Source organism: Enterobacter sp. HK-058-C-ECC (genome assembly GCF_047531125.1).
GTDB classification, from domain to species: domain Bacteria; phylum Pseudomonadota; class Gammaproteobacteria; order Enterobacterales; family Enterobacteriaceae; genus Enterobacter; species Enterobacter quasiroggenkampii.
The window spans coordinates 14099-33705 of sequence record NZ_JBLKCH010000015.1; the positions used below are offsets into that span (position 1 = coordinate 14099).

At 44.5% G+C, this 19607-nt stretch carries 9 protein-coding genes and 1 pseudogene; 6 read left to right on the forward strand and 4 right to left on the reverse strand.

From position 1 onward, the window contains the following. Positions 1–33: 33 nt before the first annotated feature. Both ACMWJS_RS20430 and ACMWJS_RS20435 read left to right on the forward strand, forming a co-directional pair. The gene (locus ACMWJS_RS20430) at positions 34–3885 is read left to right on the forward strand and encodes a hypothetical protein (protein ID WP_414747483.1); all 3852 of its coding nucleotides are present in this window, start codon (positions 34–36) and stop codon (positions 3883–3885) included. Between the two features lie 552 nt (positions 3886–4437). Beyond that, on the forward strand, positions 4438–5190 hold the full coding sequence (locus tag ACMWJS_RS20435) for a hypothetical protein (RefSeq protein WP_042893231.1): 753 nt from the start codon (positions 4438–4440) through the stop codon (positions 5188–5190). Between the two features lie 224 nt (positions 5191–5414). Here the strand turns inward: ACMWJS_RS20435 and ACMWJS_RS20440 are convergent, their stop codons facing one another. From ACMWJS_RS20440 to ACMWJS_RS20455, 4 genes are all read right to left on the reverse strand, one after another. Then, on the reverse strand, positions 5415–6308 hold the full coding sequence (locus tag ACMWJS_RS20440) for a restriction endonuclease (RefSeq protein WP_158002250.1): 894 nt from the start codon (positions 6306–6308) through the stop codon (positions 5415–5417). 396 nt (positions 6309–6704) lie between these two features. Next, entirely contained in the window at positions 6705–8015 is a 1311-nt protein-coding gene (locus ACMWJS_RS20445; protein ID WP_042893232.1) for a hypothetical protein, read from the reverse strand. 118 nt (positions 8016–8133) lie between these two features. Beyond that, on the reverse strand, positions 8134–8385 hold the full coding sequence (locus tag ACMWJS_RS20450; RefSeq protein WP_045341431.1) for an integrase core domain-containing protein: 252 nt from the start codon (positions 8383–8385) through the stop codon (positions 8134–8136). A 232-nt stretch (positions 8386–8617) separates the two neighbouring features. Further along, on the reverse strand, positions 8618–8842 hold the full coding sequence (locus tag ACMWJS_RS20455; protein ID WP_063152620.1) for a hypothetical protein: 225 nt from the start codon (positions 8840–8842) through the stop codon (positions 8618–8620). 641 nt (positions 8843–9483) lie between these two features. On the opposite strand from ACMWJS_RS20455, the gene ACMWJS_RS20460 reads away from it, so the two are divergent. The 4 genes and pseudogenes from ACMWJS_RS20460 to ACMWJS_RS20475 form a co-directional block, all read left to right on the forward strand. Further along, the gene (locus tag ACMWJS_RS20460; RefSeq protein WP_414747484.1) at positions 9484–12981 is read left to right on the forward strand and encodes an NACHT domain-containing protein; all 3498 of its coding nucleotides are present in this window, start codon (positions 9484–9486) and stop codon (positions 12979–12981) included. A 597-nt stretch (positions 12982–13578) separates the two neighbouring features. Then, positions 13579–17556, forward strand: coding sequence for an NACHT domain-containing protein (locus ACMWJS_RS20465; RefSeq protein WP_414747485.1), 3978 nt, complete (start codon positions 13579–13581; stop codon positions 17554–17556). A 719-nt stretch (positions 17557–18275) separates the two neighbouring features. Continuing rightward, the gene (locus tag ACMWJS_RS20470) at positions 18276–19355 is read left to right on the forward strand and encodes a YcjF family protein (protein ID WP_017383015.1); all 1080 of its coding nucleotides are present in this window, start codon (positions 18276–18278) and stop codon (positions 19353–19355) included. A 36-nt stretch (positions 19356–19391) separates the two neighbouring features. After that, positions 19392–19553 (forward strand): annotated as a pseudogene (locus tag ACMWJS_RS20475) (nuclease); the annotation flags it as partial. Positions 19554–19607 lie beyond the last annotated feature (54 nt).

Here is a 19607-nt window from a genome sequence, read left to right on the forward strand (position 1 = left end):
ATAATGGCAAAAATTTTTTACTAAGGTGAAGGCGTGGCAATCTTTGACATTGAAAAGGACGAATTACTTCGGCTCTCCGATATCCAGCTGGAAGAGCTGATAGCTCGGCTAGCAGAAGCTGAAGTGGCAATGCGTGGCTATAGCCCAGCATGTGTAAATTGGTCTGGTTCAATTACAGCCCCTGACGGAGGGATTGATATCCATGTTCAAGTTCCAGTTGATCAACTGAAACCAGGCTTTCTTGTAAGGCCTAATACGGTCTTTCAGGCAAAGAAACATAAGATGCCAAAGGCTACAATTGAGAAGGAAATGAGCACCTGCCAAACGCTTTCACCCATCATATCTGAACAAGCCAGAAAGCAAGGTAGCTACATCATTGTCAGCCTGGGTGATGATTGCTCGCCGTCAGGAAAGGCGGATCGTCTTAATGCGATGAGGGATGCAGTAAAAGATGATCCTAACAAAAGCAATCTTCATGTTGATTTCTACGACCGTTCCAAACTCATTCAATGGCTGCGCCAACATCCATCAGTCATGCTGTGGGTAAAAGGGAAGCTTGGGCAAGGGTATTCCGGCTGGCAACCCTACGGAGCCTGGAGCAATCCGCCACAAGGTGTTACAGACACTTTAATCTCAGCCCCAGGTGTAACCATTACTTTACCGTCGGGAAAGGGGCAAAAACTCAAAATTGATGAAGCAATTAGCCCAATGCGAGAACTTATACGTTCGACGAATAAGGCGGTTCGTATTACAGGATTATCTGGTGTCGGGAAGACTCGGATCGTTCAGGCGCTCTTTGATGAAACTGTTGGAACAGATGCGCTTGACCGGACAGTAGCTATTTATGTTGATACTGGCTCTGAGCCAGTACCGTCGACTACAGCAATGCTTGATAAGCTGATCGCTGAGGACCGACGAGTAATTATGATCCTTGATAATTGTCCATCAGAACTCCATGCTTCGCTTGCCAGCAAGGTATCAGCCGCAGGAAAAGAAGTAAGCCTCATCACAATCGAGTACGACATTAGGGATGACAAACCACAGACAACTGAGGTCATCCATATTGAGACAGATGGTCCAGGGGTGGCAGAGCAACTTCTTATCCGTCGCTTCCCTTCTATTGGTCAGAATAATGCCCGTCGTATTGCTGAGTTTGCAGATGGGAATGCAAGAGTTGCTTTGGCTATAGCTGAAAGAGGGGTGGAAGGCGAGAGTTTGGCTCTAATCTCTGATGCACAGTTGTTTAATCGCTTGTTTGAACAGCGTAATCATCCTGATGGTAATTTACGGGAGCAAGCTGAAATATTGTCACTGGTGTATTCATTCTCGGTATCTAGTCCAGATGCTGCTACCGACGAACTGGAAATATTAGGGGCGCTATTTGGGTATTCCAGAACCCATTTATTTAAAGCCGTTAAGAAGCTGATGGAACGTCATATCGTTCAGAAAAGATCTCACTGGAGAGCTATCTTACCTCATGCCATTGCTAACAGATTGGCAGCATCCGCACTCGACAGTATTCCCGTCGATCAACTTAGGGCGACTTTTGAAGCTCCGGGTCGTGAGCGTTTATTAATGTCTTTTTCGCATCGCTTGGGGTTGTTACATGACCATCCTGTTGCGAAAGAAATTGTAGAAGCCTGGCTTCAGCCTGAAGGAATGTTAGGAAGAATAGCCGAGTTAAATGATATTTCGTTACGAATACTTGGGTATATCGGACCCGTTGCACCTGAAGCATTGCTCAACAGAATTGAGGCCGTACTCTCATCATCTGATTTCAAAGTTATGGAACCGGGCTACAATCCGCAGCGACGTAGTATTCTGCGTCTTTTACAATTGATGGCATACGAACCGAACGCCTTTGAACGATGCGCCAGGCTTCTTATTCAAATGGCAGAGGACGAAGCCGATAATAATGACCTGAATTCTGCTCGAAACATGGTCCCAAGGTTTTTCCTGGCGTATATGTCTGGTACTCATGCATCCCTAAGCCAGCGTATTGCTTTAATGAACGAGTGCATTGCATCAAGTATTATTACGCGTAAATCTTTGGGCTTAAAGATGCTGTCAACTGCCCTGGATGGCCCACCGTGGTCAGGGTTTGGGGTTGGTGAGTTTGGAGCTCGACCAAGAGACTATGGATACGAACCCAACTATGATGAACTTGTCGAATGGCGCAGCGCCTTTATTGACGTCATTATCCAATTAGCGGCATCCGGAGATCCTGAGCTTGAAAGGCCTGCAAGATCAATCTTGGCTGACAAATTCAGAGGAATTTGGTTTCAAGAAGCAATGCGAGACAAACTCGTCGATGCTGCCCGTACATTAAATGCTTTAAGTCCTTGGGGGGAAGGCTGGAAAGCCGTTCGTTCAACGGTCTATTTTGACTATACCAAGCATGGCGATGGAGATGATGTTGAGCCGTTGCCGGATAATCTTGCTGCCTTAGAGAAGGAGTTGAAGCCCAATGCGTTAATTCCAACAATAAAGACATACTTGTTGAGTACAAATCATGATTATTGGGCACTGGATGCGGATTTTGATCATGAGGACTCCGATAAATATACCGCAGCAGGAAAACGACTTGAAGCTAAAGCACTTCAATTGGGACAGGACTTTGCCTTATCAAATCATGTTCTTGAGGAGTTAGGAGCAGATCTGTTCTCTATCGGTGGAATGCCTTATCGTGCTGTCTTTGGTCGAGGGCTTGCTCGAGGGGCACATGATCTACGTATTGGCTGGCAGCGACTTGTTGAACAAATTGAAAAACAGCCAGATGCTAACAAAGACTTTGGAGTTGTTGGGGGATTCATCGAAGAAGTTGACTCTGTCGATCCATCATTGGCACAGAAGTTTCTCGACCAATGTGCGCAGCATCCTGAACTTCGACAGGTATTGGTTGGCTTGCATCCTTGGGGGAAATTTACAGTAAATGATTTGGATCGCTGCATGAAGTATTTGGAAGATCCAGACATTCGCCCTTTCATGTATGAGTCGATTTTATGGCGAGAACAATACGCCGATTTGCCGAGAATTCGTCTTCTCGAGCTTGCTGAGCGACTCCTGAGTAAAGCAAGCGGAGATAATGTCATTTTGCATGCGCTCTCCATGAGACTGCATGGTAAAGAAAAATCGGCAGATACGCTTGGCGCAGACTTTCGGTTGATTGGTCTTGCTGCTGCAATCCAGCGGATTAAAAACAGCGACAGAGGCCAAAGAGGGACAATTGATTTTTACATGGAGCGAGTTATCGATGCCGCATTGCGTTTCGATGGTAATGAGGCAAAAAAAATTGAGTGGTTGGACGCAATTTTCAATGTCATTGATGAACACTATGGATATTTTTTGGGATTCGAGAAGACTATAGCAACAACTGTTGCGTTAATGCCTGAATCATTTCTCAATTGCATTTTTGAATGCACCGAGGAACAGCAGCAGGGAAGACAGTTCTTTATTCGTCGTGGCAGTTTACGCCGTTCTCCTCTTGCTGATGTAAGTACTAGCGTCTTGATTGAATGGTGCCGTGCCAGAAATGATCCCAGTGTTTGGGCTGCCATTGCGGCTGGTGTGACTCTCTGGTCAAAGAATGATGAACAGAATGTACTAACCCTACACGAAGCTGCTATAGAACTGTTAGAGGCCTCTCCTGAGCCATTAGCTGTGCTGGAGTCTTTTGCTGAGCGAATCACTCCATCCTCCTGGACTGGTAGCTTGGCGAACATAATGCAAGCTAGATCAAGGGTCATCGGTGCGTTGAGTAAACACGAGCGTCCAGATATCGCCGAGGCTGCCAAAACAGTTTGTGAAAAAATGAGTCAGTGGGTCGAACGCCAAAAAGAACGTGAACAAAGGGAAGATAGTGAAAGGGAACAGCGGTTTGAATAAAGGCTAGAAGCCTATACAAACGTTCTGCGATAAGGAGAAAGTGATGGAATCTGCACGTGATAAACGTGTAAGTATCCATACAAAAAGAACCATCAACTTTTAGAGAGTCTCTGGCACACCTGGTTCCACTCCTGGCATACAGCGGACCGCCTGTAGTGTTGCGAGGTCTGCTATGAGCGAGGAGAAGACATTCGCAGTATGATGATGTTATTACTTAAAACATGCCGTGTTAAACAACAGGAAGCAGTTCAGCACCGCTAGCTTTATTTTATAGCTTTGATGATAGCTATCAGTCTGAATTTCCTACTCATGCATTAGTCGATTAATGCCATTTTATGGCTGAACATTGGGTTACCGACAAAAAACTTGACAAAACTTAACATGCTTGTAATCATGCCTATGCCCATATAGCTCAAATTTGGTAGAGCGCCTTTAAATCTGCATCTATTGAGGTTTGATGGAGGTTCCTGGTTCAATTCCAGGTATGGAAAAAATATTTTCTAAGTATTTTTTCCATACTTGTGAGTCGCAAATTTCATCCTAAGGCGCGTTATGGATAGAGCCCAACAACTTATCGTGTTCCAATCCCAAACAAAAAACGTTAAAGAATTGGATCGCGCTTGGCGTATTGCTAAGATTAGTTTGAATCTTGCTTTAAAAAATGATCGAGATACTGAGGCAAGAATCCATACGAAAACTCTTTCGCTAATTTATTCCGCCTGGACTGAAGCATTATTCTCAAAATTAATTCACACACCTTATGGTTTTGAATTAAGCGAAATAGAGAATATAAAAAACATAAAAGGAATGGAAGCTAAATGGCGTAGATGCTTAAAACTAGCTAAGGCTAAAGTTTTATTAGCACCAACATTCAATTCTGTTCAATTATCTTCTGCTGAGATTTATATTAAACAATTAATCATTGACTATGTGAAAACGCCAAGCACACTCAGGAATAGGATTGCTCATGGGCAATGGGTTGTCGCTTTTCAGGGTGATAGTGTGACAGATATAAGTTCTGACTTGACGCTAGCCATTGAAGAGTTAAATGTCGTCGATCTAGATAATTTAAAAATGGGTTTTAAAGGGTTAGCTGATATTATAGAAGCTATGATTGAGTCACCAAACAATGCTTTTGTGAAAGACTATACTAAAGTTGAATCCGATTTGAAAAGTAACTTATCAAGACGTAGTGGATACACATTGGCAGGGCATATTCAGAGTTTAAAAAAGAAATATACTTATCGACTTTTAAAACCGACACGGCTAGCAAATTGTATATGTGCTATTCAAGATGATGGCTAATTTTATTTTTTTAATGTAGCGTGCTTTGTATTGTGATGGCTCTTAACATTTAGAACCATTCTATTTAATTCCTTATATTGGTGTCAGCAACGTCCGGTTTTGGCACACAGCAGACCGTTTGCTTTGCATCGAAATCTTAATCTTTTTTTCAGCAAATGGCCCTTCACTTCACCTTTAACGCAAGCACATCAGGTTGAACGGTTCCCGTGATCACGGCTCCGCAATTACGTTTTTTTATTTTTTAAAATTTTTTCAGCCAATTCTGCACCAATTTTACCTTTCATTGCTTTTAATATTTTAAAAAGAGTAAGCTCATTCTTGTAACGCGACTTCCTTTTAACGTAAAACTCTTGATATTCTTCAGGTGATATTTCTGATAGTAGATATCTTTTCATTAATTCAGTTGGTTCAATTAATAAACCTTTGGCTTGTTCTTCATTCAAAGCGGGAAGCATTAAGAAGAATAAAGGTTTTAACCGCTCTGTTATTGCTATCAACCGTTTCAAATAATGTTGTGGAACACCTCTTATTGCAAAATGCAGTGACTGCTCAGATTCATTTAGAAAGTCAATTGCTTCACGCTTTGAAAAGAATAAGGGGATTACATCTCTTCCGTTATGTTTTTGTGCAAACTTGTAGTATGAACCTGAAACATTATCTTCCTCTCTTTCCATCAAAATCCAAAAAGGCTCGCCGATCCAGTCTTTTGTAGGTAAAGTTGAATTTATCAAGTAATCGGCAACCAATATGTTAAATTTTGGTAAATCATCAGTTGTCAGTAAAGTAATGCCATGTTTTTCTGCGTATTCTTGTGCGCCACTTTGGTAACCAGACTTACTGACTATTACCCCGATAATATTCCCAATATCTGTGATTTTGTTGCAAAACGGCATAATAGTATCGCGATCAAGCGGGCGATTGTGATATTTACACTCTATCGCTACACGATGTATAAAGCCTGCATTTTCAAATTGGTAATATACATCAATTTGATATTCACCTTTTAATCCCTTAAGGATAACGTTACGACTAACTTCCACTCCATTATCTCGTGGGTTAAGCAAGGTCGAGTAGACATATTGGGTATAACTTTCTAAATCATTCCAGGTTTTAAGCATTGTCATTTTTCCCTTATAAATCATTTGAATAGAGTGCCTGATGTACTCGCTGTTCTAATTATCAAAACCATACTACCATTCTTGCATCTGGGGATTTTAAGCTATTTGGAGATATATCCTACATAGACGAAAATAGCTTTTGCTTACCATTGGTTCAACCCTCATTTACCACATTTGTTGCACCTATACTGACTTCAGCCACCTCAAGCTCTTTTCTTTAACATAGTCCGCTTCTGGCACGCAGCGGACGTTGCTGACTGAGCTGAAGGTCCGCTGTGAGCGAGGAGCGGAACCGAAAATAAATTATTAATATTGCCAAGCATTAATCAACCTCGCCAAATGCTGTTGATTAAAAATGGTCAGACGATCGCCTGACCTATTGAATGTATGTGCGGGTTATTTTGTTTTGCTGAATTCTTTAATTAAATCTTGATAATAATCAATTGCATCAAGATTCAACTGACGCCCTTCAATGGAAGCATACCAGAGACGATTTAATTTATAAATATCAGAAATATAATTTGATTGATTATGCCACTCCTGAATTCTTTCAGGGGAACAAATTGGTATTAAATAAGAAAACAATTTTAGCGGCATAATGTTTGGCATTACACGATATGCCATTCTTCCCAGCTTATAAGCTTTGGCAATATCAGTAATTGTGAGTAGATCTGTTTTTTCAAAACACACTGAAACCAAATCTTCATGTACCTTGAATGGGGCGTCCTCCTTAATTTCCGGGAAAATATGATTTATAGGATGAATATTGTTTTCATGCATGATAAAAAGAGTGCTTATTGCAGACCTGACTTCTAACTTTTCTAAACTTCTAAATTCCGGGCAATGGGCAACAAATTGGTTCCAGCACATGGATACATTTTCTGAAATCTCGAGTGTATTCTGTACTATACGCTCCCCATTTTTAACTGAAGCAAAAGCAGACAGAATGAGATGACGACTTTTTTGCAAGGATGTTAATTTGTTGAAATCTGAGCCCGCGAGTTTTTCTGACCAATTACTTTCATTTTGGCTAATCCCTTGTTCTATGCTTGTGTTTAATGACTCAGAGATGCGTTCAAGATTCGACCAGTAGAGTCTGGGCCAGTCTGACCAGTTGATGATACCACTGGTATCTGGCAACGGCTTGATATCAATACCTACTGTACCCGCATGATGAGCAGGTGGAGCTTTTGCCAATCCTGAAAGTGCAATGTAGAGCATCATGTTTTCATTAACCCATTCAAATCGCTGCCAGTGCGTTGAATTGAGTTTGCGGGTATCAGTGGGGAATCCACGACTATGAATCCAGTCTATTTCATCTTGTTTCAGACCACCGGATTGTTTCTCCCAGCTGGCATGTACTATCGCATTACGTATGTATTTTATCGCCAAATAATCATCAAATACGTTTTTATTAACATTGATGCCTTTCGAGGTAAAAGACGAACATAATCCGTTAATGCGAACGGCATTGGTTACTTTCGGCTTAAAATAAACGCTTAGTATTTCAAGGTTATCACGGTCAAGCCATCTTTCCAGCATTGACTCAATGCTGCCAATCATTACAATTGCATATATCCTACTCAGGGACGCATTGCAATAATTAGGCATTTCTGAACGAAGAGGGTGTGTCAGAAGCGCCTCTCTTGCTTCTCTTAAATAAATAATGTCGTCTGAATATGTGTCAGTAAATTCTTCGATTTCCATAAAGCCCGCTTTTTTCTTTAAAAAATGTAAGTTAGTATTATCAACTTTTGAATTGATTGTCCATCGATAAAATATATGATAAGCAATATTGGCTCATGATCCTGAATCCGAATATATACTAGTCATAATCAGGAACAACCGGCCACATGTTGGCTGCATATCCTGCGGCAGGCTTTTCAGCAAATTCGGATGAGGTCATCCAGTCCTGCTCAGGATGAGGGCGTCTCTGGGTATAGAGTATGCGCCAGGCCTCGATTTTGCACCGTGCATACTTTAGGGACTTAAACCAGTTAATTTCCAACCCAATTATATATAATTGCGTTTTTCCGCTGCGCAACATTATTTCTAGCAATGTCTGCTTTTGGCACATAGCGGACCTCCATTCTCACGCATAAACATCTAAGGCATGCCTCACTTATGTCCTGAAAAAAGTGATGCGTTTTCATTCGGCGCTAAACGCATTCACCTCTCTCACCGGGACTGAATCGCCACAGGTTTAATCACCATTGTTCTCGGATCACCTTTTTCACCTGGCAGAACACCCGCTGGCAGACTGACCAGAACGTCGACCCTACGGACGATGAGCGGGATACAGGGTTGTCCTACGGAATTTGCCGCACATCGTTAGAATTGCTTTCTTGCTCCCCGACGGCGGGCACTCCAGTGCTCTCAGTCGCGACAGGCGGAACCTCAAGCTCCAGCGAAAGCTGATCCTCAGCAGGGATGTTGTCACTCTCTGCAGCTGTCTCATTCTGGCGTTTAATCCCCTGCGTCCCGAGCCACGAGATATCCAGTTGCCAGGTATGACGAGAGCGTTCCCGCCACACGTCAAAGGCCTCATCAACATAGTCAAATGCGCTCTGAAGGGACGCCGTTTACATGGGCAAATGCTTAAACGCCCGCTTCTTAATGCCAGCCAAACCTGTCATGCATCCATTTGATATGGCTGCTTTGAGTGAGGAGCAGACATTACTGGACAATCATTTACGTACTGACGTTTTGTTGAAGAGGTCAATAGCGTTTTAAATTTGCATAGCTCTATCAGCGATCTACTTTGCACTTTTTTAGTTCTGAATTTGATTATGAAAATAGTAATCTAATGTTGCAATCTGGCAAGACAGAAATGCATGAATAGCTCAGGATGCATTATCTTGGGTTTGTCATTATTAAGTCCCTGCCTAAAACCTTTATTGGCAGAGCTTGCCTTAAAATCTATGGTTCGCTGCAAACAAGTGAAGAAAAAAATCTGCTGACACGCCAGTATGAAGCGAACCTCTTTGGCATCAAGTTACTGGTGAATAGCATCGCTTTTCAGGAACAGGATAAAGTGGTTGCTCCAGCCGATTATGTTCATTCAATTGAGATAAATTGCTTAATTTTCTGATGCTTGTTTAAGTTTCAGGCACTGTGCGATACTGCTCATAAGAGAGTAAGGCAATCGTCATCATTGTGTGCAGAGGAACGAAAATTGGCTGAAAGAGGAGGTCCGGCAACTCAGGCTGGCATCAGATATCAAGATCAAGTCGCAGCATTGTACCTCGGCAGAATGCTCGATCCGCGTGAACGTCCGCGCAGGGATCAACCAGTAGAAGTCAGAATTGAGGCACCACAATCAGTCGATGATTTTGTTGTTCGCTTTGCTGATGGGGCCCGTAGGTTCTATCAGGTCAAACTTACACTCGAGGCTAAAGGTTCGGCATGGCAAGGACTGTGGCCTTCATTCCTTCGTCAGCTGAATACGGATTTTAAACTGGAAGATCGCCTTGAGTTGGTGCTGGGCGAGCCATCGGCGCTTGCCTCTCAGTTGATAGAAATCACGAGGCGTCACGAAAGCTCAGATATTATTGAATGGCAAAAACGCCTGACAGCTGAGCAACTCAAATTAGTGTCATCAATTCAGCGGCTGCTCAACGACGATATTCAGAATGTATGGCAGATAATTAATCATCTGGACATCAGTGTCTTTCCATCTGAAATGTTGGTACGGGACTATGTACCCCATTGGATGCCTTCAACATCAGTTGCTGTTTCTGCGTTATTCAGTGTTCTAACCGAGATGGCTCTGGAAGGCGCGGCTAAACGTTTGAGCTTTGATGGTACTGCGCTTTACGATCGTCTTCGTGCAGAAGCGGGAATTATTATTCACGATCCTCAACATTGGGGAAGTGCGCAATACCGTGATGCGATCATCACTCTTTCAACTATTTCTGTGCCTGGAACTGATTTCGTTCAGTCAACGGACGCTGAATATCTCTGGCCAAAATGCAACCGCTATGACCGGGAGCGCCGTCCTGATTTTGATGATGATATTCCGGGATGGCGGAATTTCAACATTGATACTCCGATTGATTTACGCAACTTCCCAAACGCTGAGCTGAATGCAGTGGTGGTCATTGCAGGCCCTGGTTTTGGGAAAACGACACTTGTTAATGCAATTGCTCGCAAGACAGCTCTTGAAGGCCTTCTGCCTGCGATTATTCCTGTAACAAAGCTATCTGAATCTGATTTGACTATCCCGGCATATTTAAATGAACGTCATAATCGCGATTTTGATGTGAAAATTGACTGGCGTGCTTCCGCTGATTCCGGAAGCTTCATACTTTTGCTTGATGGACTTGATGAAGTATCCAGTGACCAAAGAACTATCATACTTGAGAGACTTAAGGTTTTTCGCGCCACTTATCCAGGTTTGCGTTGGTTGGTGACGGTCAGGGATGCCGCAGCCATTGTTCCACCAGAAGATGCGACTGTGGTAGAACTTTCACCGCTTCAAGATGAAGATGTTCGTTTGTATGTCGACTTCTACCGACCCGGGGAGCCTCTTGTCGCACAAACACTCCTGGACAAAATGGATGTTCATCCAGAACTGGCTCGCCTTGTACGTATTCCGATATTTCTTGCTCTGATGCTTGTTATGCGTCAGGAAAACGAGAGTCTGAGAAGAAGTGATTTACTTGATATCTACCTCGAGACACTGTTTCGGCCTGCGGCATTTAAATCTACTGTGAATGATAGTGTTGACGCGCTTTTGCTTCGGCAAATTGCTGAGTGTGCTGCGTTCGAGGCGTTAGAGAAAGATACGGTTGGTATTAACATCAGACAGTTAGCGCGGTGTATAAAAAGCTTTGGTGTCTCTTTAAACACAGATGATGTTTATGAAGCCATGATTCGTCGCGGTATATTGCGCAAAGTAAACTTAGCAGGATTTGCGTTTCCTTTCCCAATTGTCCAGGAGTACCTGGCCTCGACTGAGCTGCTTGAGAAACACAGCGAGCAAATTCCCACTCGGTTAGGAATGATCGCAAAGCGGCCATGGGCCCAGGCTATACAATTCGCACTCGAACGCCACTCAAATCCTGGCGCTATAATTGACCAAATTCTTGAGCGTGAGGACGATGTTTTCCACACTGGCCTGAGGCTACTCGGACGTTGTCTTGCGAATGGGATGTCCGTTTCACCGATGCAGCGAAATATCATGGGCGAGAGATTTGCAAGCCTTTGGGGAACAGGACCATTTCATTCGGAAAAGATGATTAGCAGTATTATTGTTGATGCATTTTCCCAACCCTTGCATCCAGCTGTTCGTCAGAGGTTAGGTGAACGGTATCTACTCCATTGTGGCGCAGATGCGATTGTTGCGCGGCTTCGCGATAATGATATTTCTTTAAATGTTATTGATACCCTTCTTGCAGGCGATACAGAGTTTTTGTTGAATCTCGGCGATTTACAACTTGAAGTGAACAGACTCGGTAATGCGGTATTAAATCGCTATATTTCTCACGTCAGGCAACACGCTGAAAGAACAAAAGACAGGGAGACTATCAGCATACTGATTGGGCACATGAAGCCGGGCTGTGTGGATGCCGATATTGCCATCAAGATTTCAAATGACACATCCCTGCCACCAGATATCCGATTGGCGACCTGGAATCTAGCACAACAGAAACTAACCCCCGAGATTCAGACGCTCGTTGTGCAGGCGATGGCCGTTGACGAGTTCTCTTCAAACGCCTCGGCTGTCACAGTTTTATCGTCCTCGTATGTTGATATCAACACCATTATCCGGCTTATTCAGTCGCCCCAGGTACCGCAAATAAAAGCCATAGATATTATGAGTGGCTTATTAAATGACTGGCAAAGGGAGGGGGCGACTTCAAAATTCGAAGAGTTAGTAACTTTAGATGGACTCGATAAAGACATACGGCTCATTGCTTGTCTTTTTGCAGTAAATGCCGGATTCCTCGATGCCTTTGATGTGTTGCTCGATCAGCTTCCTGTTATGAACAGCGACATGGTAATGAGAACAATTGACTTGTTGGGCCATAAACCTGAACGCGCAATTGTTGAACAAGCCGTATCTGCTTTAGCAGGGCGCAAGTGGAATTCGAAAGAGCGCGTATCAATTGTCTGTTCTCTTGCAACTGGCCTGAGATATCGCAAGAAAATGTGCGGCCTTAATGCAGGTATTCTGGAGTCTATTCCACTGCATCCTGGGCGAACCTCTCCCTACAGCTTGATAGAAGAGTGGATCGCTCAGGATGATTATGAGCCTTATGACTCCTTGCGGCTTCTGCTCAGAGCTGTGGAACTGGGTGTTCCCAATACGATCAGTAAACTACAGGACGCCTTTTATCTGGCGATAGGGCACAGCATTGAAAAAGATGAAGATAACGACTCTTTAGCTGGTCGCGCTCTTGAAGCACTTCATGCCAATGGCAAAGCACCTTCTGTCGACAAACTTGAAGAGTTAGTCCTTTCAACAACATACAACTTTGCATCCAGCATTGTTGAGGTAATTGCCAAAGGTGGGAAAGTGTCTGACGTCGAAATTTTGTTGCGCCTGTACGAAAGCGCCTCATCGACAATACTCAGAACACTTATATTGTCTGTTCTTGAGCCACTCACTGGACGTCTGGGGTTACGCATTACTCAATCAGGGAAAAAGCTCATCGCGACGGCAATTTAATAACAGTATGAGCAGGGAAAACTGTGGTCCACAAGGAGTAAGCGTGACCAGAAGGCCTGGTGCGGCCACAATACGCCAGGCCAGAGAGTGGTCTGAATTGACTATGACTACTACTTTTTCATATGAGAAGGCGTTTCCGCTATTGAAACTAAAAGAATCAGGCATGGTTAATAGTTAGGCTTACTACCTGAGGGAGGTTAGGCTGAACTTTCATGAGGTGCTGTGTCGGTCGTATTGATGTTGGTAACGATGAAAACTTTCGCCGTTATCCCTTTCATTTATTTGGTAAATGCCAAATATCAGCCCATGATTACCGTCGTACTGGTCTGTAGTGTGAGCACTGAATGGCCCATGGAAAAGCGTAATCAACGTTATTCAGACAGGTATCGTCCATTTGCGACCCTCTCCCCATCCATATAATCCAGTGCCTGGGTTATTTGCTTGAGACGGGAATAAACTGCAAAGGTAAGGGCGTGCATAGGACACAACCGTTTTTTAATGTGCCTGTTGCATTGCTGCACAGGTCATTCATCGTGGTGATATCTTGTATTGTAATTGTATCTTCATTTATACCGTAACCGATTTAAAGGGACTGTAATGAAAAAGACGGTGGCTCAACCCCAGTTGCCCAATTCCGTTCAACCTGAAAAAAATGATGAACAAAACAGTAAAAAGTCAGCGGTCGGAGGAAGCGCGGCAGAAAGGGGATTAGATTACCAGGCTCGTGTTGCAGCTATTGCTATGACGTCTCTCCTTCTGGAACAGAAAGTCAGCTGGATTGAGGATGTTTTCAATGGCGTACCGGTTTTGATTGATGCTGAGACAGGGGGGCCCGGTGATGATATTTCATTAAAAACGAACACGGGAAAATCGGTAGAGGTCCAGGTCAAGCGAGGCCTGAAACGTGGCAGTGATTTATGGGATGCACTTTGCGCGCTGGCAAAAGGCATTAACGACAAGAGCATTGCTTGTGGAATTTTGATTGTTTGCCCCAACAGCAGTGCGACCATCCGCTCGAATCTGGCTGATAATATCGTTCGTATTGGGACCGGGAGAATTGATGGCCTCCACGAAATAGGTGATGATTTCATCAAGAACGCTGGCCTTGAATTCCCGGAGTTATCCCGGGTGTGTCGTTCCCTTCGAATTGTCACGGTAGATGCTGTAGACGGAAATGATAGTGCTGAGGTCAATGCCATTAGCCTGCTGGGGCGTTTATTCCATGAACCACGTCGAGCGTGGTTTTTTCTGGTTGAACGCGCGCGAAAACTCATCAGAATAAGAGGTCGCGCAACAATAACCTCGTTGCTTCATGACTTCAGAAATGTTGGTATCGACATCAAAATGGATACCACAGAAAGTGGTATTCAACTAAGAGCAGCTGTTTGTGATTGGCTTGAGAAAAGTTATTCTCAGTTTACAATCCCGGGGCAGGAAAAACCGGTTTCACTACAGAAATGTTGGATCCCACTCAAAGCCTCAGTCATTAAAGATCTAGAGCAGTTTCCTGATGACTTATCCAAAGCGCTTAACAGCTATCACCAATATGCAGCAAAGCGCAGGAGTGACATCAACAAGTTTGATGCTCATACCCTTGGCAGATATGTTACCAGGGGCATTATCATTGGTGGGCCAGGGATTGGAAAATCATTATTGCTTCGCCGCATAGCATTAACATTTGCAGCTGAAGGCCATTTGGTATTGCTGGCACGACTGCCTCAGGTTGTCTCGCTTATCAATCATAAAGGCATCCGTTTTGAAGAGGCCCTTATCGATGTAGCGCTTAGCAGCTCTGGATTGAAATACAAATCACCTGACCTGCAGGATGCCGTCATTTTATGTGATGGCCTCGATGAATGTGGGGTCAGCCAAAACCTCGTTACTGATGCCATTCACAAATTTGCAGTTGCCCATCCTGACGCGAGGGTATTACTCACCAGTCGGCCTGTAGGCTACCGACCAGGTCAGCTGGGAAACTGGAAACATTATGAGCTTCTTCCTCTGGAGGAGTCTCAGGCTGACGACGCACTAATACAAGTGATGGAAGCCTTACCTTTCGAAAGCCCGGAGGTTCGAAGGCACACCTTCGATGTCGCAAAAGAGCAACTGAAATCCTTGCATCTCAAGGGGGTCGCATCGAGAAGTCCATTGATTTTAACCATGCTCGCATCCTTATCTTCCAGAGGTATTGAGCCAGAAAGCTCTCGAATTTCTCTTTATCGACAGTTATTCAGATTGCTGGAAACGGCATACCCCTCTGTACGTTCTGAAGTGACTGGACCAAGTGAACCAGAGCGAAAGTGGTTCATCTCTTTGTTAGGCTGGATACTGTTTGAGCACGGTACTGAACCCTTCGAAGAAACATTCCGACACTGTGTATCTGAATGGCAAAAAGAAATGCCAGGCAGCAATCTTGCTTGCAGTAATAAGGTTCAGGCATGTTTTGATTTCTGGGAAAGCGTAGGCGTCATCGAGCGTATACACACGTTTGATCAAGAAGCAGTAACCTTCATTCATAAAACCTTTGCAGAGTATAGCGCCGCTGTCTTCATCGCACAGCAACCGCAAAACCTAAAACGAAACTTGCTCATTAACGTGATTCAAAGAGATGACAGTAGCGAACTGCTTTCTTTTGCAAGCCACCTTGGGCTGATAGAAGAAATTCTGGATGCATGGCGCGAATTAATGCTCCAGGGAAAAACGACATCAACGAAAGAGCTGGTAAAGGTTCTGGACTTGATTATTGAAGCAGGAAGGCCTGTTACGGATGACTCATTATGCATCTTTGCCGACTGCTGCTGGAATGCCTTATCGTCATCCTCAAGCATGTATTCGGCAGGAGACGCCCTTTGCCAGGTGTCAACGTATAGCTGGGATGTTGTAAGGGAAAAGGTGAGAGCGAACCTTCATTCTCATGATGGCTGGCTTTGGCTGGTTTCCTGGGCATGTATTCTCTCTGGTAGCCCCTCAGAGGTTAGCTACCATGATGCAATAATTGCATTGAATAGTATTAAATCAAAGTGGCCAAAGCAGCTAAGGGAAAAACATTCTCTGTTTGATTTCATAGGCGGGAGGAAAGTGCAGGATTGTATCATTCTTGGCGCTGCAAAAATTATCCTCCAAAACCCCGAGGAGGTTGGACTTAGTACACTTGACGCCATCGTAGATAAAGGACGAGGGGTGTCCGCCAGCTGTTTTGTTGGGCTAATGGAATGCTATGCAAAAGCAGGTATTGAGTTACAGGATGAAGTCACTCGCTATCCGGGAAGAGAGAAAGATTTTTATAGCGTTTACGCTGAAATTGATGTGAATTGCATCGGTCTCCTCTCTGTGCTGGCTGGAAACGATAACCATCAGGTTTTGGATGAGATTTTACCTGAACACATGCTTGAGCTCGGCGCGTTTTTGAATATAAGTGGCTTTCATCAGCTCAGCCTGAAAGACCTGCTACATCTTGAAACAACGGATAAAGATATTGATCGAAGCAAGTTTTTGTACCAGATAGCTAAAGCTTCAGGCCTTGAACCAGATAAACTAAGGCAGCAGGCTGCCAGTTTAAAAAGGCAGTGCGAGGGAAAAACGCTTGTACTGGTTTCAGACTTTGGCAGGCTTCCTGCTGTCGATGCAGACATGTCTCCAGAAAGGGTCGATATTGATCCAGACGATTTTGATGATTTAATTTCAACAATTCTGCACGCCAGTCAGTTCTACAGTGTTTTAGCCGCCACTGTCCTTTATCAGCACAAAACACATCCAAAAGTCATAGACGGAATTAAACGCATCCTTATGCAAGGAGAGGGAACAGCTTTGTTTATAGGTACCCGGTTTATTACGGATATGCCGGACCAGGATTGGCAGCAATTACTTCTGCAACGACTGGAAACCTCTATGCCTGAGCAGGGTGCTTCACACTTGTTTGAGGCCCTTACCGAACCTTTCAATTCACGACATGAAAGTGTTGCAAAGCTGGGGTTACGGAGTGAAATGCTGGATGTAGCACTTCCGGCGGCCTCATTTGCAGCAAGGCTTCCCCAGTCAGATGAATTATCTCAGGATATTCGTCTCATATATGAAGACTGGAAGCTGCGGGAGAAACCCTATCCAGAGAATGGTGGCGTTATCCCGGACAGTCCTCGTGATGCCTTGTCTGGTATTTTGGTCCAGGATAAGAGCGACGCTAATCTGGCACTTATTCTTGAGATGGTGCAGGAAAAACGAACGAAAATTCGTGGGAATGGTGAGAAGGCACTCAAGAATATGCTCGATGGATCTGCCGAATTACAGAGAAACATTTCCAAATGGGTCAGGGATGGCGTTTGCAAACCCACGCTGTTACGACAGATTATTACTGAAGTTACCTTGCACCCAGAAGCTGTTATGACGCTTATACCTTTCCTCAAAGATGAGTCATCCAGTATTCGATATGCTGCTACAGCACTTCTTAACACGCGGTTCATGACACTCGAGCAAATCGAATTGCTTGCCCGCGATCTTTCAAATGACACTGAAATTGAGATTAGAGAAATCGCATCTGCAACACTCTCTTCACTTATGCCCGGAAAGGGGGGGATGTAAGCTCTTCCGGGCACCACATCGGGCCCCGTTGTACTGGTGATGGCATATCTTGCCAGTCCACAGTATGCGGGGCTCGGAAACCGGATTAGTTCGGGTCGCCTGTCATTCTCTGTACTTCCTCTGCCTCAAAGGCGTCGTTAAGCATCTTCAACTGTTCGGATAGGATAAGAAGCAAAACGTAATTTGGAGCGGCATCGTCGGGTTTATCAAGCATGACGTTGGTTAAAACGCGAGAGCGATCAAGCAGCTCTCTTGCTGATGGGGATTCTGAAGAAGTTACCTCGACTTCTCCAGGACGTGTACGGTATCACCCTGACACAATGGTCAATTAAAACGGCTATATGAGAGCGCTTCCCTTAGTAGCAGAGGCCTCGAGGCGCATTTTAAAAGCAAGGCTTATCGCCGCAGGGGAAAGTACTAACAGGCTGCTTTCTGAATGTAAGCAATGACTGCTTCTGCAACCGTACTTTTGTTTATTGTTGAGTGCGGGTGCAGCCAACCTTTCTTTTGGCAATCAACGGAAGTAACCTGTAACGCGTTGTAAATAATTGCGAATAACGCAATACTGATTTCTCTGAAAATTCATGTCGGACAGACCGCCTTGTTGCGGAATGGTCTGTCAGGCTCCATCAGTAACTTAATGCAAATTAATGCCAGAAATGTCACTCATTCCCCGGATTGCTCTGGTGCCTGAACTCGATTTCATAACAGGAAACGTAATGGATAATATTGACGATATCATAAAGGACGCTATTCAAAAGGCCACCACGGAGCGGGGCAATATTTCGATACTGATTGCTGGCCGTTCTGGGGTAGGGAAGAGCACATTAATCAACGCGGTATTCCAGCAGAAAATGGCCGAAACGGGCCAGGGTAAACCAGTGACTCAAAATACGCGTGAGATTACGAAAGAGGGTGTACCACTCACTATTTTTGATACCCGTGGTCTGGAAATGTCTCAGTTCAAGGAGACTCATGCTGATCTTGAAAAACTGATAACAGAACGCTCGTCTGACAGAGATTCAAATCGCCATATTCATGTCGCATGGCTTTGCATACAAGAAGACGGGCGTAGGGTCGAGCAGGCAGAGATTGATTTACACACTATGCTGGCTCGCCATATGCCGGTGATTTGTGTGGTCACCAAGGCGAGAAGTGACAATGGTTTCAAAAACGAAGTTCAGCGCTTGCTTCCTGAATCCAAAAATGTAATTCGAGTCCGTGCGATTCAGGAAGAGATGGATGATGGTTACGTCCTAAAACCAATGGGATTAGAAAGCCTGATAGAACTGACATCAGAGGTTATCCCTGAGGGAAAGCGTAGAGCGTTGGCTGCAGCGCAAAGGGCCAATATTAACTATAGGAAGACACAGTCGCATAAAATTGTAGCGGCTTCCGCGACGGCCGCAGCCGCAGCGGGCGCGAGTCCGATCCCTTTTTCTGACGCTGTCATCCTTGCACCTATTCAGGTTGGTATGATTGCGGGTATTACATCCGTATTTGGCCTTGAGCTATCAAAGGGAACCCTTACCACGCTGGTGGCATCGGCGATCGGCGTCGGGGGCGCGACGTTTTTAGGCCGTACCGTTGTTGTTAATATTCTGAAGTTTTTCCCGGGAGTCGGAACGGTTGCTGGTGGGGCAATATCAGCAGCCACTGCCAGCGCAATCACCGTTGGTCTGGGGGAGGCTTACATCACCGTGCTGGCTGAAATTTTTACTCAAGATCCTGATGCAGAGCCAACTGCAACGGAAATTGGCGAAAAGCTTAAAGAAAAAATGATAAAGATGGGCTCATGATCGTCTAAAGCGTTCGGTGTCAGGCGGCGTGCTGCGCTGCCTGTGAAGTGGCTGGAAACACGCAGTGAACAAGAGGCAGTGAACGAAGTCGGATTCTTTGGTAATCAAAATACCGTCTGTAAACCCACCGCGCCGAAATGGCGTCACACCGTCGAAAAACTAAAACTCTATTTTAAAAACTGGGATATTCAAGTGTAAAATCCCAGACTAACGAGAGGCCTGAAATGGCCTTTTGTCATTTCTTCAACGGAT